Annotated in this window: 24 protein-coding genes; 3 read left to right on the top strand and 21 right to left on the bottom strand. The window is 57.8% G+C overall.

Translation table 11 applies throughout. The features are described 5' to 3' along the window. Positions 1–662: 662 nt before the first annotated feature. From ACOYO3_RS06810 to murQ, 9 genes are read right to left on the bottom strand one after another with little or no spacing between them, the layout of a single operon-like run. Complete coding sequence (locus ACOYO3_RS06810; RefSeq protein ID WP_002518953.1) at positions 663–1,028, bottom strand: PTS lactose/cellobiose transporter subunit IIA; 366 nt, start codon at positions 1,026–1,028, stop codon at positions 663–665. After that, on the bottom strand, positions 1,025–2,302 hold the full coding sequence (locus ACOYO3_RS06805) for a PTS sugar transporter subunit IIC (RefSeq protein WP_002524961.1): 1,278 nt from the start codon (positions 2,300–2,302) through the stop codon (positions 1,025–1,027). The genes ACOYO3_RS06810 and ACOYO3_RS06805 overlap by 4 nt, the downstream gene beginning before the upstream one ends. Beyond that, positions 2,299–2,610: a PTS sugar transporter subunit IIB gene (locus ACOYO3_RS06800; RefSeq protein ID WP_002516586.1), complete on the bottom strand. Its 312-nt coding sequence runs from the start codon at positions 2,608–2,610 to the stop codon at positions 2,299–2,301. The genes ACOYO3_RS06805 and ACOYO3_RS06800 overlap by 4 nt, the downstream gene beginning before the upstream one ends. A 27-nt stretch (positions 2,611–2,637) precedes the next feature. Continuing rightward, positions 2,638–4,068, bottom strand: coding sequence for a glycoside hydrolase family 1 protein (locus ACOYO3_RS06795; RefSeq protein ID WP_002520523.1), 1,431 nt, complete (start codon positions 4,066–4,068; stop codon positions 2,638–2,640). Then, positions 4,065–5,075, bottom strand: a complete 1,011-nt coding sequence (locus ACOYO3_RS06790; RefSeq protein ID WP_002518957.1) for a hypothetical protein — start codon at positions 5,073–5,075, stop codon at positions 4,065–4,067. Before ACOYO3_RS06790 ends, ACOYO3_RS06795 begins: the two co-directional genes overlap by 4 nt. Next, positions 5,072–6,037 (bottom strand): N-acetylglucosamine kinase, encoded by a 966-nt coding sequence (locus tag ACOYO3_RS06785; protein ID WP_002520522.1) that lies wholly within the window; start codon positions 6,035–6,037, stop codon positions 5,072–5,074. The genes ACOYO3_RS06790 and ACOYO3_RS06785 overlap by 4 nt, the downstream gene beginning before the upstream one ends. Next, the gene (locus ACOYO3_RS06780; RefSeq protein ID WP_002518959.1) at positions 5,997–6,443 is read right to left on the bottom strand and encodes a hypothetical protein; all 447 of its coding nucleotides are present in this window, start codon (positions 6,441–6,443) and stop codon (positions 5,997–5,999) included. Before ACOYO3_RS06780 ends, ACOYO3_RS06785 begins: the two co-directional genes overlap by 41 nt. A gap of 3 nt (positions 6,444–6,446) precedes the next feature. Beyond that, complete coding sequence (locus tag ACOYO3_RS06775) at positions 6,447–8,006, bottom strand: PTS transporter subunit EIIC (protein WP_002524962.1); 1,560 nt, start codon at positions 8,004–8,006, stop codon at positions 6,447–6,449. Further along, entirely contained in the window at positions 7,984–8,898 is a 915-nt protein-coding gene (gene murQ / locus ACOYO3_RS06770; protein WP_002517840.1) for an N-acetylmuramic acid 6-phosphate etherase, read from the bottom strand. The genes ACOYO3_RS06775 and murQ overlap by 23 nt, the downstream gene beginning before the upstream one ends. 116 nt (positions 8,899–9,014) lie before the next feature. On the opposite strand from murQ, the gene ACOYO3_RS06765 reads away from it, so the two are divergent. Next, on the top strand, positions 9,015–9,896 hold the full coding sequence (locus ACOYO3_RS06765) for a MurR/RpiR family transcriptional regulator (RefSeq protein WP_002524963.1): 882 nt from the start codon (positions 9,015–9,017) through the stop codon (positions 9,894–9,896). A gap of 9 nt (positions 9,897–9,905) precedes the next feature. Continuing rightward, entirely contained in the window at positions 9,906–10,553 is a 648-nt protein-coding gene (locus tag ACOYO3_RS06760; protein ID WP_002516601.1) for an HdeD family acid-resistance protein, read from the top strand. A gap of 98 nt (positions 10,554–10,651) precedes the next feature. Here ACOYO3_RS06760 and pbp4b read toward each other — a convergent pair whose 3' ends face one another. From pbp4b to hisI, 12 genes are all read right to left on the bottom strand, one after another. After that, positions 10,652–12,841, bottom strand: coding sequence for a penicillin binding protein PBP4B (gene pbp4b / locus ACOYO3_RS06755; RefSeq protein WP_023031329.1), 2,190 nt, complete (start codon positions 12,839–12,841; stop codon positions 10,652–10,654). A 9-nt stretch (positions 12,842–12,850) separates the two neighbouring features. Continuing rightward, complete coding sequence (locus tag ACOYO3_RS06750) at positions 12,851–13,180, bottom strand: hypothetical protein (protein WP_002516580.1); 330 nt, start codon at positions 13,178–13,180, stop codon at positions 12,851–12,853. Between the two features lie 36 nt (positions 13,181–13,216). Further along, positions 13,217–14,689, bottom strand: a complete 1,473-nt coding sequence (locus tag ACOYO3_RS06745) for a glutamate synthase subunit beta (protein ID WP_002517912.1) — start codon at positions 14,687–14,689, stop codon at positions 13,217–13,219. After that, a complete protein-coding gene (gene gltB, locus ACOYO3_RS06740) occupies positions 14,682–19,199 on the bottom strand; it encodes a glutamate synthase large subunit (RefSeq protein WP_427305821.1) in 4,518 nt (1,505 codons plus the stop codon). Before gltB ends, ACOYO3_RS06745 begins: the two co-directional genes overlap by 8 nt. Positions 19,200–19,320: 121 nt before the next feature. Next, entirely contained in the window at positions 19,321–20,160 is an 840-nt protein-coding gene (lgt, locus tag ACOYO3_RS06735; protein ID WP_002516596.1) for a prolipoprotein diacylglyceryl transferase, read from the bottom strand. Beyond that, positions 20,157–20,654: a tryptophan synthase subunit alpha gene (locus tag ACOYO3_RS06730; RefSeq protein WP_002516612.1), complete on the bottom strand. Its 498-nt coding sequence runs from the start codon at positions 20,652–20,654 to the stop codon at positions 20,157–20,159. The genes lgt and ACOYO3_RS06730 overlap by 4 nt, the downstream gene beginning before the upstream one ends. Further along, positions 20,651–21,922 carry a tryptophan synthase subunit beta gene (trpB, locus tag ACOYO3_RS06725; RefSeq protein ID WP_002516592.1) on the bottom strand — a complete coding sequence of 424 codons (1,272 nt, stop codon included), beginning with the start codon at positions 21,920–21,922 and terminating at the stop codon, positions 20,651–20,653. Before trpB ends, ACOYO3_RS06730 begins: the two co-directional genes overlap by 4 nt. Positions 21,923–21,934: 12 nt before the next feature. After that, a complete protein-coding gene (gene trpC, locus ACOYO3_RS06720) occupies positions 21,935–22,735 on the bottom strand; it encodes an indole-3-glycerol phosphate synthase TrpC (RefSeq protein WP_002516614.1) in 801 nt (266 codons plus the stop codon). Next, positions 22,736–22,951: an HGxxPAAW family protein gene (locus ACOYO3_RS06715; protein ID WP_002516587.1), complete on the bottom strand. Its 216-nt coding sequence runs from the start codon at positions 22,949–22,951 to the stop codon at positions 22,736–22,738. Between the two features lie 113 nt (positions 22,952–23,064). Continuing rightward, positions 23,065–23,703: a Trp biosynthesis-associated membrane protein gene (locus ACOYO3_RS06710; RefSeq protein WP_002518963.1), complete on the bottom strand. Its 639-nt coding sequence runs from the start codon at positions 23,701–23,703 to the stop codon at positions 23,065–23,067. A 47-nt stretch (positions 23,704–23,750) separates the two neighbouring features. Continuing rightward, entirely contained in the window at positions 23,751–24,068 is a 318-nt protein-coding gene (locus ACOYO3_RS06705; RefSeq protein WP_002516611.1) for a hypothetical protein, read from the bottom strand. Beyond that, positions 24,065–24,442 (bottom strand): phosphoribosyl-AMP cyclohydrolase, encoded by a 378-nt coding sequence (hisI, locus tag ACOYO3_RS06700; protein WP_002520514.1) that lies wholly within the window; start codon positions 24,440–24,442, stop codon positions 24,065–24,067. The genes ACOYO3_RS06705 and hisI overlap by 4 nt, the downstream gene beginning before the upstream one ends. Before the next feature lie 88 nt (positions 24,443–24,530). Here hisI and ACOYO3_RS06695 point away from each other — a divergent pair, with 88 nt between their 5' ends. Beyond that, the gene (locus tag ACOYO3_RS06695) at positions 24,531–25,166 is read left to right on the top strand and encodes a TIGR03085 family metal-binding protein (RefSeq protein WP_002517941.1); all 636 of its coding nucleotides are present in this window, start codon (positions 24,531–24,533) and stop codon (positions 25,164–25,166) included. Positions 25,167–25,169: the final 3 nt, after the last annotated feature.

The following is a 25,169-nucleotide window of genomic DNA, read 5'->3' as shown; positions in this document are numbered from 1 at the left end:
CGCTTATCAGACTGCTGAGCACCTTCATGCGTCTGGGGTGATTGCAGTCACGGCACTCGGGGCCAACCAGCGAGCGCGTGCAGCCGACAGCGAGACCCGTATTGCGCGATTAACCCTATGGGAGGTCGTCAACCCGCTAATCACCGGAATTGCGTCCGGGTATTAGCAGCGCCGTGCTCTTGACGTGGAGCCGAATGGGCGAACTGGCGACTTTGACACTAACTCTGACCTACCTGAGATGGGCAGGCCGAACCTTAGGTTGGGCAAACACCTGAAAAGCCGTGTTATCAGCTCGTAGCAGTATCGCGACATCGACCTGAGACTGGCCGACGGGGCGCTGCGGTTCCTTGACCGACGGATGATAATCGTCACGCGTCACGGTTGATCACCGCTTCCGATACATCGTTCTGTCACCAGGCCGGACGCGAACATCGGGGCCCGCGCGGGATGAAGGACTGAGGCAAGCTACTAAGGCCCGGGGACTCTCGGGACGGCGAAACGAAGGCAGTCATAGTGCGCGCCGCGTCGCCCGGTAGCCCCTCCTCACATCGACGCACCCACCTCATGGGACCGCGCCACAGAAATCTGTACCCTGCCGCATACCGGGCACCACGCGAAAACACTCAAGTAGCGCACCTTCCAAACTCATGATAATCGAGCAGTCACTTCCCTCCGTTCATACCTATGTCTCGAATTAGCCCAATCATGTGTTCAATGAGAGACTGTTCTGACATCGTCGTCATCAACTGATCTTGGGCATGGACGAGCAAAAGCGACATCGGCAGCGAGCCGTTGAGATCACGCGTGATGAGCTCGGTCTGCACATCATGGGCCTTCTTCAACTGTGTGTCCGCCTCAATCATGCATTGTTCACTCTCAGCCATCTCACCAGCCCGAGCTTTGTCAAGAGCCTGATACAGCGACGCACGCGCCTCACCAGCACTCGTGATGATGGTAAAAATGGCAGTTTCGATCTCTGACATCACCGCCCCACCATCCGGGCTGTCACTCCCACACTGTGAAGTCATGCTCCACCTTCTTCGCATCGTTCTTTTTTGAGTTGATCCCTGTCATACATCCTCATGAATGGATAATAGATGACAGTAGAGATTAATATATTTACAAGGCACAGAACGATAGCACGCCAGTCGCCACCTGTCGTCAAGAATGCGCCTATTGGAGCGGGCAACGTCCACGGCGGCTGAACAGCCATGTACGTGACAAAACCCCAACTGAACGCAAACCAAGTTACCACGCATAGCACCAACGGCGCGAGGAGGAAGGGTATAATAAAAAACGGATTCATCATGACCGGGAGACCGAACATGATCGGCTCACTAATATTGAATAGCGCAGGAACCGCGACCGCTCGCATGATTGACTTGGTATACCTTGCTCTCCCAACTAAAAACCCGGCAATAACTAGACCAATAGTCGCCCCAGAGCCACCAATGGAGACGAACCACTGAAAGAACGTTTCCGGTGCGATGTGAGGAGCCGGGACACCGGAAGCCACGGCGTCAGCGTTGTCGCTCAGATACTGTAACCACACCGGCCGGGCAACCGATCCAACTACCGAATCTCCGCTGATCCCGAAGAACCATAAAAATACGACTAAGAAAGCCGGTACTAATACTCCCGGTAACGAATCGCCAGCTTTAACTAGAGGTGACAGACCCTGCTGAACAACATCGACGAAGTCGATCTTAAAAACCACAGATATAAGGGTCATAACACCCATGATAATGAAGGCCGGAACGACCGCGCCAAAAGATCGGCTGACGGACTCAGGAACCTGTTCGGGCATCCTGAATGTCAGGTTATGCTTATAGCAGATGCGCATCACTTCAACGGCCAGCAGCGCTAAGATCATCGCAGGGAATAGCCCTTTTGAGCCTAGACTTTCAAGCGCCACATAGATTCCACCTCCAAGTGTCTTTGGGGTCAGGCTAAGTAGAAATGCAGCGACACCAAGTTGGCCACCAGCAAGGCCACTAAGATCATAACTACGAGCAAGACTTGAACCGACTCCGAAGCATACATATAGGGACATGATGCCGAACGTCATACGATATGGAATGAGAATCTGTTCCGCATGGTCCTTCGCCCACATGGCAAATCCCGACGTTTCAGGGACCGGCGGAGCTGCTATAATAAGAATTAAGCTGCCAGCGATGATGAAGGGGATAGCGGAAATTACACCGTCGCGAATAGCCCGGATATGTCGCTGCTCCGATATCATCGACATCGGGCCAGCCACTCTCCTATCCAAGAAGTTAAAGAACTTCTCCATGGCGATCACCCGAGATGTTCTTTGACAGTCTTTACCAGTTCTGAACCGCCAAGCGGACCGTAGGCAATCGGAGGAATCGCGCAAATCGGGATCCCATGTCGATCGGCGTACTGTTGAAAAGTCTTCAATCTATTTCGCACCTGGGGAGCGACCAAAACGAGATCCCATTCCCCTGCCGATATTTCGTCCTGCGCCTGCCCTGACCCGACAGCCTTAGCCCGGAGCGGCTCACCCAGCTTCTGGAATTCCTTCTCCAAATCCTTGAGAACGATCGCACTCGACATACCACCAGAGCAAACCAGTAAAACATTAGACATGACCAATCCTCCTTGATTGTGTATCAATCACCTATGAGAGGCGATGAAGTCGCGATACCAATAGAAACTATCTTTCGGCAACCGTTTATAAGTTCCCCGCCCTTCGTTGTCTGCGTCGACATAGACGACACCGTACCTTTTCTCCATTTCGCAACTACCGGCACTGACGATGTCAATGATGCCCCAAACGAAATATGCTTCTATATCTACACCCTCCCGCACGGCAAGCTCAGCCTGTTCCATATGGCGCTCGAGATATGATATTCTATAATTATCGTGGATACGCCCATCAGAGTCGACATTATCCCGCGCACCCAATCCATTCTCAGCAACCATTATGGGCTTCCGGTACCGGTCGTAAACCTTGTGAGCCGTAATCCTCAAACCCATGGGGTCTATCTGCCATCCCCACTCGGTAGCTTCCAAACTAGGGTTTCTCAATGTTGGTACCAGGTTTCCAGGGACTTGTTCACGTTTTTCGTCTACACTACAAATCGACGATGAATAGTACGAAAATGACACGATGTCACAGGTATTCGACCTGAGTATGCCACGGTCCTTGTCCGTGATGTCGAGTACTACCCCATGGTCGGCCAAGAACTTCTCTGTGTAATACCCGTATTCACCTGTTGCTAGTACATCTGCACACCACCACTGATTGATCTGCTCGTCGTGAACGAGCTTCATGTTGTCCTCAGGTGTGGGATGGAGCGCATAGTAATCGAAACAGCTCACCATGCACACGAACTTTCCTCGTGCTCCGATATCGCGACCGTATTTTGTTATGAGGGCGCTTGCTATCATTTGGTAATGAAGACCATTAAAGACTGACCGATAATCATAGGAGTAATCGATGGTTCCTATTATTCCGAGTCCATTATAAGGACTGAAATACCCGGAATTAATCTCGTTTACAGGAAGCCAATAGTCTACATTTTCTTGCCAGCGATCGACGACAAATTTCGCCATCTTAAGATACAGATCGATGACGTCACGATGTCGCCAACCTCCGTACTTGTCAACGATCGCAATCGGCATCGCATAGTGATTGATCGTGATGAAGACTTTAATTCCAGCATGTGCAAGGGTGCGAATAATCCGGTCATAGTACATCACCCCTTCCGGATTGGGCTGGTCCTCGAAACCAGTGGGAAATAGACGGGCCCAGCTAATCGAAAGACGATATACATCTAGGCCAAGACTGGTAATGTAGTGTAAGTCTGATTCCCAGTATTCGTAACCCCGCGATCCCATACGGAACGGGAACCGGCAGTCGTCAGAACGAGAATTCTTTGCGTTTCGAATATCAGCCTCGGTGAGGAGACGAGTTTGTATCGTATCATTCGATAGCCGCGGAATCCATCGACGACAGTCTTGGGTGTCCATTCCCTTTCCGTCGTAGAACCCGCCTTCATATTGACTGGCCGCGGTAGCCCCACCCCACAGAATGCGCTTCATCTCACGTACCTCCCATGAGCGCCTTGCGATCCGCTAAACCGTCTAGGCCAACAACTCTTAGCCTCGACCAACTGCTTCAACTCGTCCGGAGTCATATTCCTGTCGGCAGCAATTTCTGCCAACGGCGCACAGACGTCGGTGGGGCCCATCACCTCGGTGTTCCACACGTTCCAAGGTCGGTCGACTCGCGTTACGACAGCGCGATGAATCTTGTCTTCGGAGACACACTTAATTCCATAACCACCATTGATGTCGGTGTGCGATCCATTGGATGACCAATAGCGCACAGTTCCCACCCTATGCCTGGAACGGTTACTGTGACTCGACCGCCCTAAGACAACCACCATGTGGCCACGTTCATCCTTTCCGATTTCGTCATTCCAAAATATTTTCATGAAGTCGTACCTGCGGATACTCGCGAACATCTCGTTGCGATCCGCGAGGTTCGCATATTCGCCCGTAGTACCGATGTACAGGTTGGTACCAATTTTCAATTCATGGGCCAGTTCAGCCATGCCCGGTCCGTTGGCATTTGCACGCCCCCACGCTCCGACGCCATCGTTCTGGATCGGGTAGGGCCTGTGGTCCACCGTGTAAGGCTTCAGGTATTCCCACTCCTTCCTGGGCGGCATGACGCCGCAGGTTTTCTCGTATAGTTCAAGGCTCTTGAGCAGCAAAAGATAGGTGGCTGAGGAGCAAAACGACGGTGTCGCAAGGTAAGGGTCCACGCAAACGCCAGTCGCCGTGACCCGAACCGCACGGTCCAATCCTGTCCACGCTGTTTGTCGAAAGCCAGGCGGAATATTTCTGCCGGTGTGGTAGCCGCCGCCAGTAGGAAAGCACTGTAACGCGCGCTCAACACACTGCTGCCACATGACCCTCGGCCTTCCTAGGTCGGTCTTAGCCTCTGCTGTGGGAGCAGGACTCATCATCGCGGCCACCGTCGCGACGCACGTTGCCGACATTACGGTCCTGCGAGTGATTAACCTGTCAGTATTCATTGTCATCGTCTCCTGGAATCCGAACGAACCTCTAATGCATTCATCAGATCGACTTTGTGCAGCTCGACACCTCGTAAGCGCCCGGCCGCCCAGCATGCCCCGACGACCGGGTGGCTCGCATATGGGCACTCACCCAGCGAGTCCTCCATCATTGCCCGCAACGTGTTAGGTCGTTGGTGATTGTGGCTTGTGTTCGGCGCAAGCAAGCCTCCTGCCAGGATGACGTGCTCAGCACCAACACTCTTCACGGTCGTCACCAGCTCCGATGCCGCATCAGCCAGGATGATCGACGCGATCTTGTCGTCTTGAGCGGACAATACGATTTGAGCAAAGCTTGCGACGTCTGCCGGTCGAAGCTCCTTCGTCTTGCCAATGAGACCCTGAACGGTACATCCACGAGGCAATCCAAGAGCCTCAACAACCCCACGCGTGATAGTGGTGCTCGGGCCACGACGATCAAGGTCCGCCGCCGCAGCTCGCAAGGCTTTTCTCCCAATCCAATAGCCGGAGCCATGATCCCCCAGCAACCACCCAGCTCCATCTCGGCGATCGACACAGCGCCATTCCGAGAAGCGACCGGCTATCGCACCAGTACCTGCCACGAGAATCGAACCATCCCCCAAAACTGCGGCAGACCAGTAGGCAATCTCAATGTCGGTCACCACCTGAGGGGTGACATCTAGGCCGACGGCGCGAAATGCCTTCTCGACACTCTGACAGACGTCGTGATTCCCAGTCGGACCCGCGCCTGCGGCTCCGACGACAGCGGCTTCCACATGCACAACCGAAGATTGAGCCAACACCGTGCCTAGACAGTCATTGATAGCCTGCCATAAAGATTCGTGACTGACGCGTGCAATACGCTGATAACCCAGTATTTTCCCGCCCGCATCGGTAACGAGGGATCTCACACTCGTTCCGCCAATGTCAACTCCCAAGAAACACATAATCCTGCTCTTTCTCGTCATCACAGGAACGGGTCTCATTGGGCAGCTCTTCTTCCGTCAAAGTCACCGCCGCTCCCGTACGGTGCAATACGATGATCCACGCGTTGCCATACCGCTCGTACTCTAAATTCGGTAAGCCACGACGTAGCGGAGCTCGCAGTCCCATCTCTGCGAGAATAAAAGCCACCAGAAGACCGCGATCTGTGAACAATCGCGGTCGTTCCACACGCCACCTACTGGTGATTTCAGCGCCAGGACGCGGGCAGGAAGTACGACATCCGACGCGCTTCAGAGCGACCAGAGTGAAGGATTTCGCGTACTCGGTTTCAGGCACCTGTAGCGAGGCGAATATGACCTTGCTGTGCGAAGCAGCCTGGCGAGCAACCAGCCCACAACTCTCGTTGGTCAGATATACGGACCGCATCATCGATCAGTCCATAATGCGTTCGGCCATGGAATCCTTGAAACCGAACAGGTAAGTGAGCACAGCTCCCATGATTACTGAAATGAGCCAGCCACCGAGATACCAGCCCCACTTGCCGGCCGAAATCACCGGTGCCATGAGTAAGCCCGACAGGCCAAAGGCCTGGGAGCCAAACGTTCCGGAGTTCTGCGTCCCCCACGCTATAAAGGCACCTCCGAAACCGCCACCAAGACACGCGGTGAGGAAGGGGTACAGTAACGGTAACGAGACCCCGTAAATGAGGGGTTCGCCCACACCAAGGATGCCAATTGGTAGCGCGCTCTTAATCACAGATCGCAGTTTCGGATTCCTGGTTTTCATAAGAACGGCAATAGCCATTCCAACCTGAGCCGCGCCAGCCATCGCAAGAATGGGTAATAGTTCGGTAAAACCATGATTAGCGATGAGTTGAGCATGAATTGGGGTGAGTCCCTGATGAATGCCCAACATCACCATAGGCAAGAAGAAGGTTGCGAGGATAAATCCGCCGATGATTCCACCTTTAGCAAGGGCGAAGTCGACGAGCAGCCATGTGAGGCCCTTCATCAGCAAAGATGACAACGGCATGATCACAAAGATTGACGCTGCGGCGCCGAGGAGCAAAGTTACAGCCGGCACAAGAAAAAGTTCGATAGCCGCCGGGACGACCTTTCTCAACCGCCTTTCGATGACGGTGAACAGCCAGGCGGTGATCATGACGCCGATGACACCTCCCAGTCCGGGTTGAAGCTTCCCGAATATTGGGATCGTCAGCGGGATAGCTGCCGTCTTGTCGGTTGCTGCCGTACCCGCCAGAGCGGGCATATATGGAACCCCGCCCGCGATGAGGCCTAGCACCGGGCTGCCACCACATTCTTGAGCTGTGTTGTGGCCGACGATGAAGTTGAGCGAGGCAATAACGATCCCTCCCAGACCAACTAAAACCAGGAACCACCCGTCATCGGCAACCGTGGGGTCAATTGTCTTCCAAATCCCGCAGATGGCGGTCACTAGCCCACAGGCAATGAACCCTGGGATGATCGGGACGAAAATGTTCCCGATGTGACGGAACATCGCTTGAACCCGAGATGTTTGCGTGCCTCGGACCATCTTCTTGGTGCGAACGGCTATATCTGTATCACCTTCCAGGACTGAACTCGGCTCTGTTTCGACCACTGCAGAGTCCACACCTCGCTTTGCGGTGCCAGGCGGCGTGACTTGAGTCGTCGCGTCTGTGTCGGTGGCAGGAGTATAATCCACCGACCCCATGACCTCACCGAATGCTGACCGTAATCTTTCCGCGTGACCAGGCCCAACGACGACTTGCAGCTCCTTACCCTCGACGACTCCAAGGACCCCGGCCAGCCCATTGATGGCCTCAGCATCAGCAGTCTCGGGCCGGATGAGGTTGAGACGCAGCCGCGTCATGCAATTGGTAAAAGACGCGATATTGTCGGGCCCTCCAACAAGATCGAGTATTTCTCGTGCAAGTAAGTGATAGTCCATGACTTCCTCCCTGGAAGATTCACAGGCGAAGGTGGTTCTCATCGACGGCTACCCGGACTACGCCGCCCGCTTCAGCCAGTCGGGCTCGAGCTTGAGTCGCAGTCATCCCCAACAGCACCATGACAATGGCCGTCTTGGCATGTCCGCCAGCCTCGTGCAACGCCGTGATGGCATCATCACAGGAGCATCCCGTGGCAGCTATGACAATGGACATGGCCCGCTGCCGTAGCTTCTCGTTGCTCGGAGAGACGTCAACCATAAGGTTGCCATATGTTTTACCTAGGCCGACCATGGTTGCCGTGGAGATCATGTTGAGGACCAGCTTCTGCGCGGTCCCTGCTTTAAGGCGGGTCGATCCCGTGAGAACCTCAGGGCCAGCGTCGATTTCCACCGGAAGGTCTACTTCGCTGCTGATGACCGCACGATGGTTGCAACATACTGAAGCCGTCACTGCCCCAGCTCGCTTCGCAGCGCGCACCACACCTAGAACCCAAGGAGTTCGTCCTGAGGCTGCCAGACCGACGACGACGTCGTGGGGCCCAGGCTGAAGCATGTTCAACTCCTCAGCGCCACGATCCGCATCGTCTTCAGCTCCCTCCACGGCCTGAAACATCGCCTGCTGTCCACCTGCGATGAGGCCGACGACCATCGTGGGGTTGGTGCTAAACGTCGGTGGGCATTCCGCCGCATCGAGGACCCCTAGACGCCCACTCGTTCCGGCACCGGCATAGATCAAACGGCCTCCGGCCGACAGACCCTTTACTGCAGCCTCCACGACGGCAGCGATGGCTGAAAGTTGAGAAGCGATAGCATCCGGAACGCGGTGATCCTCGTCATTCATGAGGCGGAGCACGTCGAGGGTCGGCAACTGGTCGAGTTCTTCGCTGGCCGGGTTCCTTCCCTCAGTCGTTGCAAGATTCGTCAGGCTGTCCATGGAATCTCCTCCCCGAATCGAGACTTTGTGGTTCCATGTCTGCGATGACACACCACGAAACGCGCCATCCCCACGGTGTGAAATGATTGTACACAAAATCCAACTTTAATGGAAGGATGTTTCACATGGATGACAGCCTGCTGCCTCGGATCGATATGGCCAGAACGACCATGCGTCCTGCAGAGGCCCAGGTTGCCGCCGTCATACTGGCCAAGCCCGACTGGACACTCGCTGCTTCAACGAGCCAACTTGCTGAGGCTGCCGGCGTATCCCCCGCGACTGTCGTGCGCTTTTGCCGAGCCCTTGGGATGAGTGGTTATCGGGAGCTTCGCACCGAGCTTGCGCGCGACTTATCTCGACGCACCCTCGAGCTAGAGAGGTCCTCAGTGGCTGAAGGCACTATTACTCTCGACGACTCTCTAACCCAAATGATCACGAAGATCGCGTTCCATGAGGCTCGCACGATTGAGAATACTGCGCGGGCCGTTGACGCCGACGAGCTTGAGGCTGTCGCCAGCGCTATCTCGATCGCCCCGCGGACTGCGCTTTTCGGGGTCGGATCCAGCGGTCTTGTCGCAAGCGACCTATCTGAGAAACTGGAACGCATTGGCCTTGTCTGCCAGCATCATCAAGACACCCATATGCAGCTTGTTCATGCCGCATTGTGTAAACGTCCCTGCGTAGCCTTAGGAATCTCTTTTAGCGGTAACACCCAAGAAGTCGTTGAGGCTCTCACCGTGGCGCAAAAGCACGGCTCTACTACTGTCGCTATGACAGGCCTACCCGACTCTCCCGTCGGACGGCTTGCCGACCACGTCCTCGTCACTTCAGCACGCGAAACGCAGGTTCGCGCAGGTGCGATGTCCAGTCGGATGGCACAGCTAGCCGTTGTGGACTTTCTTTTCGCGCGCGTCGCCCAGCTGTGCATGGATGACCTCGAGACCCTCCTGAGTAGTACGCGAACCGCGGTAAGCACGCACAGAAAGTCCCTCACGTAGACTTAACGCATGTCGTCACAGACCCTCAGCAAGACCTGGAAGTCGATCTGGTGGATTCCGTTCACCAAGGGGATCCTCGCAATCGTTGCCGCAGTGGTGGCCCTGCTCTGGTCCCGCCAGACGATGACTGCTCTTGTGATCATCGTCGGTATCTACGCCATCATCGACTCCGTCATGACCCTTGTCAATGCCCAGGCCCTCCATGGCATGGCCGGCACCGGATTCATGAAGGGCTGGGGCATCATCGGCATCATCATCGGCGTGATCCTCATCCTTCATCCTGGATTCTCCTTGCACGTCATTGCCATCTTCATGGGAGTGTGGCTGGTGCTCCTGGGCGTGTTTGCTACCAGTTTCGCCCTGCCCTTGAGACTCGTCACGCAGAAAGCCTGGGGCTGGATGTTTGGGGGTGGCATCAGTCTATTCGTCCTGGGCATCGTCATCCTCGTTCATCCTGGATTCGGCGTAGTGGCCATGAGCTGGCTGCTAGCGCTCGGGGTACTGCTCTATGGCGTTGCTAACCTTGCCATTGCCGTAGGAATCCGCAAGATCACAAGCTCTATCTCGCTGGCGATGCGTCGCAACCCCCACAACACCATCATTGAAGGCGACGTGGTTGACAGCCCTGACACTTCAGCCCATCCCGAGCTGAAGTGATGATCTGATACACAGTAATTGCACCACTGTTGCTCCGGCCTCATTGCTAGGGGCTGCAGTCACGTCCGGAGTCATGCTCCCGTATCCAAGAAGATGGTCTATCGACTACTGCGACGACGGGGAACAACACGAAACCGATGTGAGCTGGTTGGTGAAGAAGCGGCACGTTCGAGTAACGGTGCATCAACGTCGGTCACTCTCCCGTCCTCAGCCAATGCCGAATACACTCGAGAGATGAGCCCCACATAATGCGCAAGCGGGAAGGCCCCAGCAGCAAACTCGTTCGGTGGCTCAACGACCGGGCTGTGACGCATATTAGTCAACAGCACGATCTGGATGTCACGTATCGGATCGACCATTGTGATTGTCCCGGTCCAGCCGGTATGCCCGAAGGCTGCCTTACTTGGCCCGCCATGGAAGTAGTAGTAGCCGTTCGTTCTCCAACCCAACCCGTAAGTCGCGCTATCACCATCAGGGGTGAGAAACCGACGCTGCACATCGGCGGGGAAGTACTCTCGGCCCTGGTACATGCCCTCGTTGGACATCAACTGCAGCAGCACCCCCAGATCGTCAGCGGTGGAGAAAAGCCCCGCATGCCCCGACACCCCAGACATGGTGTAGAAGGCTTTCTCGTCCTGAACCTGCCCACGAATAGTCTGGGTACGGATGAACACCGGGCTGCCGTCAGGACGAGTGCCGAAGCCGACATTACCGTCCCGGGTGTTACCGTTCAGCTCGGTCGCAGCAATGAGGTCGGGGGGTGTCCTGATGTCAAGTGGCCGGAATCCAGTCCGCTCGAGCCCCAGGCGACGGTAAACGCCCTCTTGGAGGTATTCGTCGAGGCGTTTACCGACGACCTGCTCGACGATCAGGCCAAGGATCATGTAGTCGACGTCGCTGTACGCCCTCTCGGTGTGCGGTGCATACATGAGAGGTGTACGGCAAATCCGGTCGATCACGTCAGTACGGTTCGAGATGTCGTCGAGGTTCTGCAGGTATAACTCGCCTGCCACTGTCGCGTTGGGATATTGCGGATCCGGAACGAGCCCACCTCGATGATGCATGAGGTCGACCAGTCGGATGGTCTTCTTGCCAGTGAATGGGCTTTTGATACCGCCGGGGCCCCCGACCGTCCACGAGCCGGTGTAGACCGTCGACTCGTCCCGGAAAGCCTCCCAGCCGGGAAAGGTACACACCTGACGCGACAGGTCGATCCGCCCCTGCCCCACAAGCATCTGCAAAGCCAGGTTGACCGCATACATTTTGGTATTCGAGGCGATATCGAAACGAGTCGTAGCCGTCACGGGAACCTGTTTGGCAGGGGGTAGCAGTCGCGCCTTGTGCACCGTGTGGTCAATGACCTCGGTGGAGTACTTGAGGGCCTGACCGGCATGATGACGCCAGGCAATCTGGCCATGACGGCAGACCAGCACACTCGTTCCGGAAAACCCGGCCTTGACCTGATCGTCGATCCAAGAGCCGACTCTGGCCAACTTAGACTGATCAAATCCCAGAGCGCCGACGTCGCGGCTGGTGCCAAGCACATCAAATCCAACATGCATCCGTTCCAAGGCGATAAGTTGACGGCCGACCCTAACCAACCTGACATCCCACAGCCGCCGCACGACACCGGCGGTAAGCCAGTACTGTCCACCAACGACCATCCCATCGACTGGCTGGATCATGAGGTTGGGCTCGTCGTGGAAGAACTTCTCCTCGAAGTTGCGGGCATGAAGATTGCGGCGAGTGTCGAAGGTCTCGACGTCGCCACCGCGTCGCACCGTCAGCAGGTCAGACGGAACACTAGACAGTCCATCGAATGGAACTGCCCCCCTCGACAGAGGCCAACCGGCGGCCCTCGCCAACCAGTCGACGCTGATCCAACACCGCCCGGACATCACTCGCACGCCTTCGGACGGGACCGGGAGGGCAGTGCGATAGGTGGCGGGATCCTCATGGTCGCCGTCACGCATGATCCACACTTGGTCAGCATCACCTCTGACTAGCCACCGCCAGCGTCCTGAATCCATGCGCACCGCGAACCTGCGTGACGGGACGCTCACGATAGCAACCCGCGACAAGGCCTCCGGACGGGTAGAGAATCGACGGATGCGACCGTCGAGACCTCGCACTTCCACCCGGCTCGTTGTCGGGGCACCTACGAGGTGAATCGTCAGGCCCCGAGTGTCAGATCCGAACGCTCGTAATGTCCGGTCTGCCAGCGGTGCAGTGACAATCGCTGTCATTGAAGCACCCAGTACGGTTCTGCGTCGGATATCGTCGATCATGGCGACAGACTAGACAGCCGGCGGCTCACGCCGGTCATTGCCCCTGGCATCGTCCTCGATGTCGAGTTCACAATCGAGACGGTCATCCAAGACACGAGCCCTCCGCTGGGAGGCCAAGGAGGCCCACCAGACACCCGCACCAATGATGCCCAAGAAGGACGCGGCCCCACCAAAGGCGCCCAGGACGAATCGTGGATCACTCTGGCTAGGTGCCGTAAGACCGATGACATCGAGTACCACAAACAGTGCCACGCACACCCACGTCAGCGCTTTGGCGTGGCGAATCATCGAGTCGAGCTCCTCCTCGTTACCGTTCACCCCAGCAGTTTCCTCCTGCACGGCGCCTCCTGTCGAGCCTAAGAGATCACCTCGGGACTACACCGTCATCTGACGATCCGACGGTTTTACCGGCTTCGGTAGCACCGACGGTGATCCTTTGAGATACGCATCAACACCGTGAGCAGCTGCGCGTCCCTCCGCGATGGCCCACACCACGAGGGACTGCCCGCGGCCAGCGTCACCACAGGCGAAAACCCCCGGCACATTAGTCTCATACGCATCATTTCTGATAATATTGCCCCGTCCGTCAAGTTCCAGCCCCAGCTCGGCAACAACACCGTCATACTCCGGATGAGCGAATCCCATCGCAAAGATCACTAGGTCGGCCGGCAGATCATGTTCGCTGCCCTCGTCCGCAATAAACACCCGGTTCTCATCGCGATGGCCTGAGACCACCCGAACTGCCTTGACGTGGCCCCGGTCATTACTGACGATCTCGACGGTGTTGGTCGAGTACACCCGCTGTCCGCCCTCTTCATTGGAGCTGGAGACCCGTAAAATGAGCGGATAAGTGGGCCAGGGATAGTTAGCCGATCGGTCCTTGGGCGGCTCCGGGTTGTACTGCAGCTGGGTAATTGAGGCCGCGCCCTGACGCACTGCGGTGCCTACACAGTCGTTGGCAGTGTCTCCGCCACCGATGATGACGACGTGCTTACCGTCGGCGCGGATCTGATCAAGCACCTCTGCCCCCGCCACGACGCGGTTTTGCTGAGTGAGATACTCCATGGCATAACAGACCCCGTCGAGCCCAATACCTGGAGCATCCAGCATGCGTGGAACGGTGGCACCAGTAGCCAAGACGACGGCGTCAAACCGCTCGCGTAGCTGCTCGCCAGTGATATCGACGCCGATCTCAGTATTCGTCTTGAAGACGGTACCCTCCAACGCCATCTGCTTAATCCGACGGTCGAGAACCGACTTTTCCATCTTAAAATCCGGAATGCCATAACGCAGCAACCCGCCGATGGCGTCGTCACGCTCGTAGACGACGACCGTATGCCCAGCACGGGTGAGCTGCTGGGCGGTTGCCAGTCCTGCGGGGCCAGATCCGACCACTGCAGCCGTCTTGAGTGAATGCCACTCAGGCACCACTGGAATGACGCGGCGGTCTTCCCAGGCCTTATCAATGATGGCAACCTCAACGTTCTTAATCGTTACCGGGGCGCGGTTAAGCCCTTCGACACACGCCGTCTCGCATGGAGCGGGGCACAATCGACCGGTGAACTCTGGAAAGTTGTTGGTGGTCTGCAAACAGCTGAGAGCCTCGCGCCATTCGTCTCGCCAGATGAGGTCGTTCCAGTCAGGGATGAGATTACCCAACGGACAGCCGGTATGGCAGAAGGGCACACCACAGTCCATGCACCGGCTCGCTTGGTCTGTAATGATGGGCAGCAGAGCGTGACCAGGTCCGCCTGGGTAGACCTCTTTCCAGTCCTGGACGCGCTCTTCGACTGGACGACGCTCCGCCTCCTGTCGAGTCACATTCATAAAGCCGTGCAGATCAGCCATGAGACACCTCCATGAACGTCGTCTCGTTCTCGTCCAGGCCGTGCTCCTCAGCGTCGACCATGGCCTTCATCATCGTGGCGTAGTCGCGCGGCAGCACTTTCATAAAGGACTCACGAATTCCGCCAGCCCCTTGTGCCAGAATCTCCCCGGCGAGGGTGGACCCAGTCTCGGTCTGGTGCAGCTCCAGCAGCTCGGTAACCCGATCAACATCGGCTTGTTCCATCGGGAGGGCGTCGACCATATCTGCATTGAGGCGGCTGACGTCGAGGTTGCGCACCCAAGCCATCCCGCCAGACATGCCAGCAGCAAAGTTCCGCCCGATAGCGCCAAGCACCAGCACTTCTCCCCCGGTCATGTATTCACAACCGTGATCGCCAACTCCCTCCACAACGGCAGTGACTCCCGAGTTTCGCACACAGAATCTTTCGCCCGCTTGACCACACAACAGGATTTCACCGGAGGTGGCACCGTAACCGACGACGTTTCCAGCAACGATCTGGTCACGTGGTTGAAACGGCGTTTTGAGCGGTGGAGCGACGATCACCCGACCGCCGGAGAGCCCCTTACCGACATAATCGTTGGCGTCACCGATGAGCCTCATCGTCATGCCCCGTGGCACGAAGGCGCCGAAACTCTGTCCAGCAGTACCGGTGAAGGTGAGGTCGATGGTGTTATCAGGAAGACCCTTGCCTTGGGTGGCAACCGTCACACGGCTACCCAACATAGTTCCCACGGTGCGGTCGACATTGCGAATGCTGACCTCCTGACGGACGGGGGTGCCATTAGTCAAAGCCTCAGTACACATGTCGATGAGCTTCATATCGAGACTTGTCTCGAGGTCATGATCCTGATCGCGAACGTGACGCAGCGGGGAGCCGTGGGGAAGATCCACCTGATGCAAAATCGGCGACAGGTCAAGACCCCTAGCCTTCCAGTGCGTGATGGCCTTGCGGGTATCCAGTGCCTCAACATGGCCAACAGCCTCGTCAATGGAGCGGAATCCGAGCTCAGCGAGAATTTCGCGAGTCTGCTCAGCCATCATCATCATGAAGTTGACGACGTGGTCGGGATCACCGGCGAATTTCTCACGCAATTCCGGATTCTGAGTAGCCACACCTACCGGGCAGGTGTCGGTATGGCACTTACGCATCATGACGCATCCCTCGACAATGAGCGCGGTAGTTGCGAACCCAAACTCTTCGGCGCCAAGCAAGGCAGCTACGACGACGTCGCGTCCGGTCTTGAGCTGACCGTCACACTGCACCACGATGCGGTCACGAAGACCATTAAGCAGCAAGGTCTGTTGAGCCTCGGCCAGGCCTAGTTCCCAGGGCCCACCAGCATGCTTGATCGAGGTTAGCGGAGCCGCACCGGTTCCACCGTCATGGCCCGAGATAAGTACAACGTCGGCCTTAGCCTTCGAAACGCCGGCAGCAACAGTGCCAACACCGGTCTCGGCCACTAGTTTGACGTGGATCCGAGCCCGAGGGTTAACGCACTTGAGGTCATGAATGAGCTGCTTGAGGTCCTCGATGGAGTAGATGTCGTGGTGCGGGGGCGGAGAGATGAGTCCGACGCCTGGGGTCGAGTGACGAGTTTTAGCTACCCACGGATAGACCTTCGAGCCGGGGAGCTGACCACCCTCGCCCGGTTTGGCTCCCTGAGCCATTTTGATCTGGATGTCGTCGGCGTTGACCAGGTACTCGCTGGTTACGCCGAATCGTCCCGATGCCACTTGCTTGATAGCCGAACGACGTTCTGGATCGTAGAGACGCTCAGGATCCTCGCCACCCTCTCCGGTATTCGATTTGCCTCCAATCCGGTTCATCGCGATGGCCAAGGTTTGGTGCGCCTCTATGGAAATCGAGCCGTAGCTCATCGCACCTGTGGAAAATCTCTTGACGATCTCGTTGGCTGGCTCGACTTCCGCGAGCGGCACTGCTGGACGAGCGTGACGGAACTCTAACAGGGACCGCAGGGTCATAAGCCTGGTTGAGTTGTCGTTGATATGGTCGGTGTAGCGACGGAATTGCTCGTAGTCATTGGTACGCGCAGCCAACTGCAGCCGGAATATCGACTCGGGATCGACGAGATGCTGCTCCCCCTCCCGACGCCACTGGTAGTGGCCGCCAGGTTTGAGGGTACGGTGGGCCAGATGCACCCCTGTCTCCGGATACGCGCTGAGGTGACGAGCCAGAATCTCTTGAGCGATCTCGGTCAGGCCGACCCCCGCGATGCGACTCGTCGTTCCGGTGAAGTACTCATCAATGAGTTCCTGCGATAACCCGGTAGCCTCGAAGATCTGGGCTCCGGTATACGACGAGATAGTGGATACACCCATCTTGCTCATCGTCTTAAGGACGCCCTTGCCAAGAGCCTTGTAAACGTTATGGATAGCAGTTTCAGGGTCAGTAGACACCCACACCTCGCGCCGGGCCATGTCCTCGGCTGACTCGAAGAGCAAATACGGGTTAACAGCCGAGGCACCATAACCCATGAGGAGGGCGACGTGGTGCACTTCGCGAACGTCACCAGCCTCGACGACGAGTCCGGCCCGGGTACGGGTCTTCTCCCTCACCAGGTGGTGGTGGATAGCTGAGGTGAGGAGCAGGGACGGGATCGGCGCCAGCTCGCGAGTGGCGTGGCGGTCCGAGAGCACAATGATGGTAGTCCCCTCAGCAATGGCCTCAGAAACTTCGGCACGAATCTCCTCGATACGCCGACGCAAGCCCTCGCCACCCTCTTCGACAACAAAGAGGCCCCTCACCACGTGGGTTTTGCGATCCGGATGCTCCCCGTCAGCGTCGATGTGAATGATCTTGGCAAGCTGGTCGGAATCGACGATCGGGTAGTTGACGACCACCTGCCGACATGATTCCGGGCCAGGCTCAAGCAGGTTCGCTTCCGGGCCGATGGTGCCCGTCAGGGAGGTGACAAGCTCCTCGCGAATAGCGTCCAAGGGCGGATTGGTTACCTGAGCGAAAAGCTGACTGAAATAGTCCCAGAGCATCCGCGGACGGTTAGATAGCACGGCCAGCGGGGTGTCGGTTCCCATCGCTCCAGTAGCCTCGACCCCCTGGTTTGCCATGGGGGCGACAAGCATCTTGAGCTCCTCAGAGGTATATCCGAAAAGCTGTTGACGCCGCGTCACCGACGCGTGAGAGTGAATGATGTGAGTTCGCTCTGGCAGGTCGTCGAGGTCGATGCGGCCCTGGTCAAGCCATTCCCCATAAGGCTTAGCAGAGGCCAGTCGAGCCTTAATATCAAGATCGTCAACAACCCGATGCTCTGTCAGGTCGACCAGGAACATCCGCCCTGGCTTAAGTCGTCCTTTCTCGACGACATGGGCGTCCGGCAAGTCAAGCACCCCCGACTCGGAGGCAAAGACAACAAGGCCGTCGTCGGTCACCCAGTAGCGCGCCGGGCGCAGACCGTTGCGGTCCAGCACCGCACCAATCTGGTTACCGTCAGTAAAAATGACACAAGCCGGACCATCCCATGGTTCCATGAGGAAAGAGTGGAACTCGTAGAAGTCGCGCAGTTCCTGAGACATCTCGGTGTTCTCTTGCCATGCCTCCGGGATCATCATAAGAACGGCGTGGGGCAAGGAGCGTCCACCCAGGTGAAGTAGCTCTAGAACTTCGTCAAAGGAGGCGGAGTCCGAACCAGACGGGGTGCAGATCGGGTAGAGACGGGCTAGATCGCCCGGAATGAGGTCGGACTGAAGCAGAGCTTCGCGAGCCTGCATCCAGCTACGGTTACCGCGCACTGTGTTGATTTCGCCGTTGTGAGCAATAAGGCGGTACGGATGGGCCAGCTCCCATGAAGGGAAGGTGTTGGTCGAGAACCGCGAATGGACCAGCGCGACAGCGCTAGATAGATCTGTGTCATGGAGTTCGGGGAAGACCTCCTCGAGTTGATGAGTCGTCAGCATGCCCTTGTAGACGAGCGTGCGCGAAGAGAGCGAAGCAAAGTACACCCCAGCTTCATGCTGGGCACGCCGCCGCAGCACGAACGCTAAATGTTCCAGGTCCATGCCAACACGACCATCGCGAGCGCGTATCAGTAGGTGTTCAAAATGGGGCATAGTACCCAGCGAGATTTCGGAGAGAGTATGGGTATGCACAGGAACTTCACGCCAACCCAACACCTTGATGCCCTCATCAGCAGCGATGAGTTCAATGGCAGCCCTGGCGCGAGCACGCTGAGCCTCGTCAACAGGCATGAAGGCTAGACCGACGGCATAGGATCCGGGCTCAGGCAGCCGGATTCCGGTGGTCCTCCGCAGGAAGGCGTCAGGGACCTGGACGAGGATGCCGGCGCCATCCCCCGCGGCTGGGTCGGCTCCAGTGGCACCACGGTGATCCAAGTTACGCAGTGCCTCAAGACCCTGCTCCACGATCTTATGGCTAGCCACCCCAGTCATGGTGGCCACGAAGGCCACCCCGCAAGCATCGTGCTCGAATTGGGGATCATAAAGGCCCTGTCGGGGGTGGTGGCCGAAGATCATCGGTGGTCCTTTCGACGGAGGCTGGGTGGGCCACGGTACGCAGACGCACCGGAAGACAGATTGTCACACAATGACCGCGCCTTGATACATACGTCCAATTCGTGGACTCATCACGACGAGATCACCGAGTTTTATGGGCTGGGCAAGAGCTGTGCTCGTCACCCTTGCCGTATCGGCGCTGCAGCACGATCAGTATGACGACCGCACCCGTAAAAACGACGAGAGCGGTAACGTCATTGAGCCGCCATTGTCCCACGTGATGGGCCGGATCGATGCGCAGCCGCTCCACCCAAAAACGACCAAAAGTGTAGATCGCCACGTACAGCGTGAACAGACGACCGTGATCGAGCGTCCAACGCCGATCGACCCACAATAGAAAGACAGCACCAACCAAGCTCCATACCAGCTCATAGAGGAAGGTGGGATGAAAGGTCGCGTACTGAAGATATCCCGCTGGGCGATGACTCAGGTCGATCTCAAGACCCCATGGCAGGCTCGTCGGGCGGCCAAAAAGCTCCTGGTTAAACCAGTTTCCCAACCGTCCGATCGCCTGGGCCGCCAGAATGCCCGGGGCAAGGGAATCTGCCACGGACGCGAAGCGAATGCCCTTGCGGCGGCAATATAGCCAGATCGCTAGACCACCTAGAGAAATGGCCCCCCAGATGCCTAGGCCACCCTGCCAGATGAAGAAGCAGTGGTACCACGTCCGACCCGGGCCAAAGTACAGCTGATGGTCGGTAATGACGTGGTAAAGCCGTCCACCAATAATTCCGGCAATGACAGCCAGGGCGCACAATTCCTCAAATTGTTCCTGCTTACCGCCACGAGCCTGATAGCGACGCCCACCACTGATATAGGCGACGACGATGCCCGCGAGGATGCATAGGGCGTAGATGTGGATGGTTAGCGGTCCAAGATGAAACGCTTCGATTGATGGGCTAGGGATCGATAGCTGACTCACTGGCGTTCCGCCCGCCGTACTCCGGCCGCCAGGTCGTCGACGATGGCGCACATCCGGTCAATTCCTACCGTCACTGAGTCCCCCCGATCCTCAGCCTCATCGGGGGTGGTGAGCCCTGAGCCACCCGCGGATGCCAGATCGCGAGCATAAGCGTCGACACCGTAGTGCTCGACAAGGTTCCAATAGGTCATAATCACGCACGGAGTTCCGGTCCCGGCCACGGCCTCTGTGGCCAATAGGGTGTCGCGAGTGCGTACCCCGCGCTCTAGAGCCCCGGTAGTGACGTGCTGAATGACGGTGCCGTCCATCATCGGGTCGGAGTAAGGCATTCCGATCACGACGAGGTCGACACCGGTCCCAGTAGTGCCCGTAGTCAGTGCCTTCATAGCATCGATCGAGTGAGGAACTGACGGGTGTCCCACCGGGAAGTAACCGACGAGGGCCGGGCGGTTCTCTTGGTGGGCCCTGAGGTAGACACTGGCGCTACCGGTCATTCCATACCTCCCGTAGTGGCGTCGACGCTGCCGTCCATGGCAAACCACTTCAGGGCAGTGTCAACATCTTTATCCCCGCGACCCGACACCGTGACGATGACCACTGACGGCTCGCCGTCGTGAGCAGGCAGGTCTTTCGCGATCTTAAGAACGCCGGCGACAGCGTGGGCCGACTCAATGGCCGGCATGATGCCTTCGGTGCGGGTGAGGGTACGTAGAGCCTCCATGGCCTCGCGGTCGTTGACCGGGAGGTAAGTAGCACGCTTCCGGGCCGCTAACCAAGAATGTTCGGGGCCAACTCCGGGATAGTCCAGGCCGGCCGATATGGAGTGAGATTCCATCGTCTGGCCGTCCGGATCTTGCAGAATGTAGGTGCGAGTGCCGTGCAGTACACCAACGGAACCCCTGGTGATCGATGCTGCATGGCGACCGGTCTCGACACCGTCACCGCCCGCCTCGAAACCGTAGAGACGAACCTCGGGGTCGTCGATGAACTCGGCGAACGATCCGATGGCATTCGACCCACCACCGACACACGCACAAATGGCGTCGGGAAGGCGTCCAACCCGATCAAGGCACTGCTGACGGGCCTCCGCAGAAATGACCCGCTGAAACTCTCGCACCAGTTTAGGGAACGGGTGTGGCCCAGAAGCGGTACCGATGAGGTAGTGGGTGTCCTCAACATGGGCCACCCAATCTCGCATGGCCTCGTTCATGGCGTCCTTCAACGTGCGCGAGCCGGCTTCCACTGCAATGACCTCGGCGCCCAACAGCTGCATGCGAGCCACATTGAGGGCCTGACGCTCAGTGTCGATCTGGCCCATATAGATCCGGCACTCCATGCCCATCATCGCGGCCACGGTTGCCGTCGCCACGCCATGCTGTCCAGCTCCCGTCTCCGCAATGAGACGGCGCTTGCCCATCTTTCGAGTCAGCAGGGCTTGGCCCAACACATTGTTGATCTTGTGAGAACCGGTGTGGTTCAGGTCCTCGCGCTTCAGAAGGACTCGCACCTGATGACCGGTCTGTTGAAAGATGTATTGAGAAAATCGCGGTGCCTCTGTAAGCGGAGAGGGGCGTCCGGCGTACTCCCGGCGCAGATCCTCCAGCTCAGTGAGAAAGTCAGGATCGGTTACCGCGGCCTCGAAGGTCCCCGTAAGCTGGCTAAGAGCAGCTTGGAGAGCTTCTGGAACGAATCGGCCACCGAAACGGTCGAAGTGTCCCCGAGCGTCGGGCAAGTCTCGTGCGGACATGATCGTCCTTTCCATTGAATGTCAGGGTCACACGGTGGCACGGTGGATCTTGCGCAATACTTGTGCTGGTTCACCGTGGCGGACCAGCATCTCCCCCACCAACACCGCGTCAGCACCAAGGTCATATACCTCGACGGCCTCGTCCACGCAAAGAATTCCGGATTCCGCCACCTTAACGACGTTTTCAGGCAGCTCACCAAGGAGTTCCCTGAAAATGGTCTTATCGACTTCGAGGGTCTTGAGGTTGCGCGCATTCACACCCACCACACGGGCACCAAGGGCTGTAGCTCGACTTACCTCTTCAGGGGTATGAACTTCAACTAGCGGGGTCATGCCCAGCTCGATGGCAAGGTCATATAGGCGTTGCAAGTCGTCGTCAGATAACGCGGCAACGATGAGGAGGATAAGGTCTGCCCCGTGTGCACGGGCTTCGAGCACCTGGTATTCCGCGACAACGAAATCCTTGCGGAGTACTGGGATCTCAACTTTCGCACGCACCGCGTCAAGGTCGGCCAGGGATCCTTGAAATCGGCGCTCCTCAGTCAGAACGCTGATAGCAGCGGCTCCACCGGAGCGGTACTGATCAGCCAGTGCGGCAGGGTCATGAATAGCAGCCAGCTGGCCGTTTGACGGGCTCGACCGCTTGATTTCTGAGATAACCGACAGGCCAGGCGCTGTCAGCCTCGGGATCGGATCGATAGCAGGGGCCACGAGCTCAGTGGCCTCACGAAGATTGTCCGAGGTAACCATGAGTTGGCGCTCATGAAGATCTTCGAGAACACCGGAAATGATTCCGTCAAGGACCGTTCCGGTAACAGTGGGCGGCATTCAGCGAGCCCCGCCGTAGCCCATAGCGCGCATCACCAGGGTGACGACTCCACCCAGCACAACTAAGGCGGCACCCATGATGCAGGTAGTCCAACTTGGCCCGGCCATTGCACCGACGGTAGCCACGATGAAGCCGATGAGGGCGACGATCGAACCTGCCCAGTTTGCGGGGCTCCCGCCGTACTGGTAGTGACGGGTGGCGCGATCAGCACTCATGTTCCCTCCGGTGGTCAGGCGCGGATTTTCCACGCAGCTGGTCAAAGATGCGGAGTGCACCCGCGAGTTGGTCGAGGATGGACGTCCGCAACTCGGTGAATCCAGTACAAATCCTACCCTGATGTACCATCAATACGGGTTTGCTGACCATTGTGTGAGCCGCTGCTGTCGCTATGGACCGACTTGTCAACGGTCGATTCCGATGATCCTGGACATGACGCCTCATTGTGGGACAGCGGGAGGGCTGACTCGACCTTCTCGGCTGGCACCTCTACAACATCACCGACTGTCGGATCCTCCCCCCTGTCTAAGGCATCCCAGACCGACCGAGGGTCACCGGTCAGCTCGCCTGTGCGCCGAGCGGATCGACTAGGCCAACGGTCTGCTAACACTGCTAGCCCAATTCCGCTCAGTATCGTCAATGCCCCAGCGACGAGGCATACCCAAGGCCATGCGCTGACATGAACCTGAGGAGCTCCTGCATCGACGCCCTGAGCAGCCCATTGATGCGCTGTGGCAGTGCGATGGGTAACCACGATGGCCACGATCCCTATCCCTACGAGAGCTTGCAGGACACCGGTGACGCGACGACCAATTGTCCTCACCACAAACAAAAAAGCCACAGTCACGATGAGCATCAACGCCGTGGCCGTCATCAGTCCACCCGTAACGTCGGCCCCCGTCAAACCGATTCCGGCTCGTTCGAGCCAGATACGACGCGAGGACACGCTGACAAGGACCGCCGTCATCATTGGGACAGCACCGAGCACGACCCGCCAGCCACTTGGGATCGGCGGCGTCACCGCTCATCCTCCCGCAGCGCGGACAGCGATCCGGAGCTCTGAACCACCTGGATAACCGCAACAGCTTTGCTCTCGCATTCGGCGTTGTCGCGCGATCCAACCAAACCCAGCACACTTCCGGCACCAGCCTGAACATGCCTCACCCGATCCTTAAGCGCCACGGTGCGACCACGCAGTCGAATTCTGGCGACGGAATAGGTCATTGCCCCAACAGGAGTGTCATCATCACTCACCAGCGCGGTTCGCACCGGCACGACCGTGTGATTGACAGCACGAGCCACGAACTCTTCACGCGAAGAGGCGACGTCGATCATGACTCGACCTCCTCGGCTAGCAAAACATCAGCATCAAAACAGGTGTGATCACCAGTGTGGCAGGCACCATCGACCTGGTCGACGCGCAGCAGGAGCGTATCTCCGTCACAGTCGAGTCTCACCGAACACACATGCTGAGTGTGACCAGAGGTTTCCCCCTTGACCCAGTACTCCTGACGAGAACGGGACCAATAAGTGGCCCGTCGGGTTGCTAAGGTGCGGGCCAAAGCAACGTCATCCATCCACGCCATCATGAGGACGTCCCCGGTCGCAGCGTCTTGCACCACGGCGGGCACCAGCCCAGCGTCATTACGGCGCAACCTTGCCGCGATTGCGGGGGCCAGGGTTGGTTCTTCAGTCTGCACGCGCCTCATTGAACACCGGACCACCGACACCTTGGACCGACGCCGCGTTTCGGACCGGTACTGGCAAGATGGACCCATAGCCCGAAGGAGGACCCGGATGTCCATTGCCCAAGACGAACGAGCTGGCTTGGCCGCAGATCTGTCACGACTCGGCCCCGACGCCCCGACACTGTGCAAGGGATGGACGGCCCGAGATCTGCTGACCCACCTCCTGTTAAGGGAGAACGACCCGCTTGCCGTCCCCGGGATGGCCGTCAACGTCTTTGACGCCGTCACTCAGGCGCGCGCCGACAGATTAGAAGCCTCAGGATCTTTCGAGAATCTCGTGGCCCGGTTCGCCCACGGTCCAGGTCGCTTCTCGGTCTTCCGCATCCCCGGTCTCGACTCCGCGGCTAACTCCATGGAGTACTTCATCCGCCATGAGGATCTGCTGCGAGCCCAACCCGACTGGCGTCCTCGAGAGCTCGGTCATCGGACCGAATTACGGTTGGCTGACATCATTCGCAAATACGGGCGGGCCCTCGCCCGCCGCTCTCCCGTCGGTGTACGCGTCGAGATGACTGGACAAACAGATCCTGTCACGCTCCACCCCGGCGATCGCATCGTCACCCTGGTCGGAAAGCCCTCGGAAGTCATTCTGCTTCTCACCGGACGCACATCGGTGGCCCAGGTGGATGTGCTTGGCGAGCCCGCAACGATCGCGGCGTTCATGCGCTCCGACCGCTCACTGTGAGTT

The organism is Cutibacterium sp. KBN10P07758, from assembly GCF_050286205.1.
Taxonomy (GTDB): domain Bacteria; phylum Actinomycetota; class Actinomycetes; order Propionibacteriales; family Propionibacteriaceae; genus Cutibacterium; species Cutibacterium acnes.
Note: the sequence above shows the minus strand (reverse complement) of the source record. Positions and strands in the feature narration are given on the sequence as shown.

Excerpts from the sequence above, each read along its gene's own strand:
- ACOYO3_RS06810 (WP_002518953.1), bottom strand. The coding sequence starts at position 1,028 with ATGACTTCACAGTGTGGGAGTGACAGCCCGGATGGTGGGGCGGTGATG.
- ACOYO3_RS06800 (WP_002516586.1), bottom strand. The coding sequence starts at position 2,610 with ATGTCTAATGTTTTACTGGTTTGCTCTGGTGGTATGTCGAGTGCGATC.
- ACOYO3_RS06795 (WP_002520523.1), bottom strand. The coding sequence starts at position 4,068 with ATGAAGCGCATTCTGTGGGGTGGGGCTACCGCGGCCAGTCAATATGAA.
- ACOYO3_RS06790 (WP_002518957.1), bottom strand. The coding sequence starts at position 5,075 with ATGACAATGAATACTGACAGGTTAATCACTCGCAGGACCGTAATGTCG.
- ACOYO3_RS06785 (WP_002520522.1), bottom strand. The coding sequence starts at position 6,037 with ATGACGAGAAAGAGCAGGATTATGTGTTTCTTGGGAGTTGACATTGGC.
- ACOYO3_RS06780 (WP_002518959.1), bottom strand. The coding sequence starts at position 6,443 with ATGATGCGGTCCGTATATCTGACCAACGAGAGTTGTGGGCTGGTTGCT.
- ACOYO3_RS06775 (WP_002524962.1), bottom strand. The coding sequence starts at position 8,006 with ATGAGAACCACCTTCGCCTGTGAATCTTCCAGGGAGGAAGTCATGGAC.
- murQ (WP_002517840.1), bottom strand. The coding sequence starts at position 8,898 with ATGGACAGCCTGACGAATCTTGCAACGACTGAGGGAAGGAACCCGGCC.
- ACOYO3_RS06765 (WP_002524963.1), top strand. The coding sequence starts at position 9,015 with ATGTTTCACATGGATGACAGCCTGCTGCCTCGGATCGATATGGCCAGA.
- ACOYO3_RS06760 (WP_002516601.1), top strand. The coding sequence starts at position 9,906 with ATGTCGTCACAGACCCTCAGCAAGACCTGGAAGTCGATCTGGTGGATT.
- pbp4b (WP_023031329.1), bottom strand. The coding sequence starts at position 12,841 with ATGATCGACGATATCCGACGCAGAACCGTACTGGGTGCTTCAATGACA.
- ACOYO3_RS06745 (WP_002517912.1), bottom strand. The coding sequence starts at position 14,689 with ATGGCTGATCTGCACGGCTTTATGAATGTGACTCGACAGGAGGCGGAG.
- gltB (WP_427305821.1), bottom strand. The coding sequence starts at position 19,199 with ATGATCTTCGGCCACCACCCCCGACAGGGCCTTTATGATCCCCAATTC.
- ACOYO3_RS06730 (WP_002516612.1), bottom strand. The coding sequence starts at position 20,654 with ATGACCGGTAGCGCCAGTGTCTACCTCAGGGCCCACCAAGAGAACCGC.
- trpB (WP_002516592.1), bottom strand. The coding sequence starts at position 21,922 with ATGGAAAGGACGATCATGTCCGCACGAGACTTGCCCGACGCTCGGGGA.
- trpC (WP_002516614.1), bottom strand. The coding sequence starts at position 22,735 with ATGCCGCCCACTGTTACCGGAACGGTCCTTGACGGAATCATTTCCGGT.
- ACOYO3_RS06715 (WP_002516587.1), bottom strand. The coding sequence starts at position 22,951 with ATGAGTGCTGATCGCGCCACCCGTCACTACCAGTACGGCGGGAGCCCC.
- ACOYO3_RS06710 (WP_002518963.1), bottom strand. The coding sequence starts at position 23,703 with ATGATGACGGCGGTCCTTGTCAGCGTGTCCTCGCGTCGTATCTGGCTC.
- ACOYO3_RS06705 (WP_002516611.1), bottom strand. The coding sequence starts at position 24,068 with ATGATCGACGTCGCCTCTTCGCGTGAAGAGTTCGTGGCTCGTGCTGTC.
- hisI (WP_002520514.1), bottom strand. The coding sequence starts at position 24,442 with ATGAGGCGCGTGCAGACTGAAGAACCAACCCTGGCCCCCGCAATCGCG.
- ACOYO3_RS06695 (WP_002517941.1), top strand. The coding sequence starts at position 24,531 with ATGTCCATTGCCCAAGACGAACGAGCTGGCTTGGCCGCAGATCTGTCA.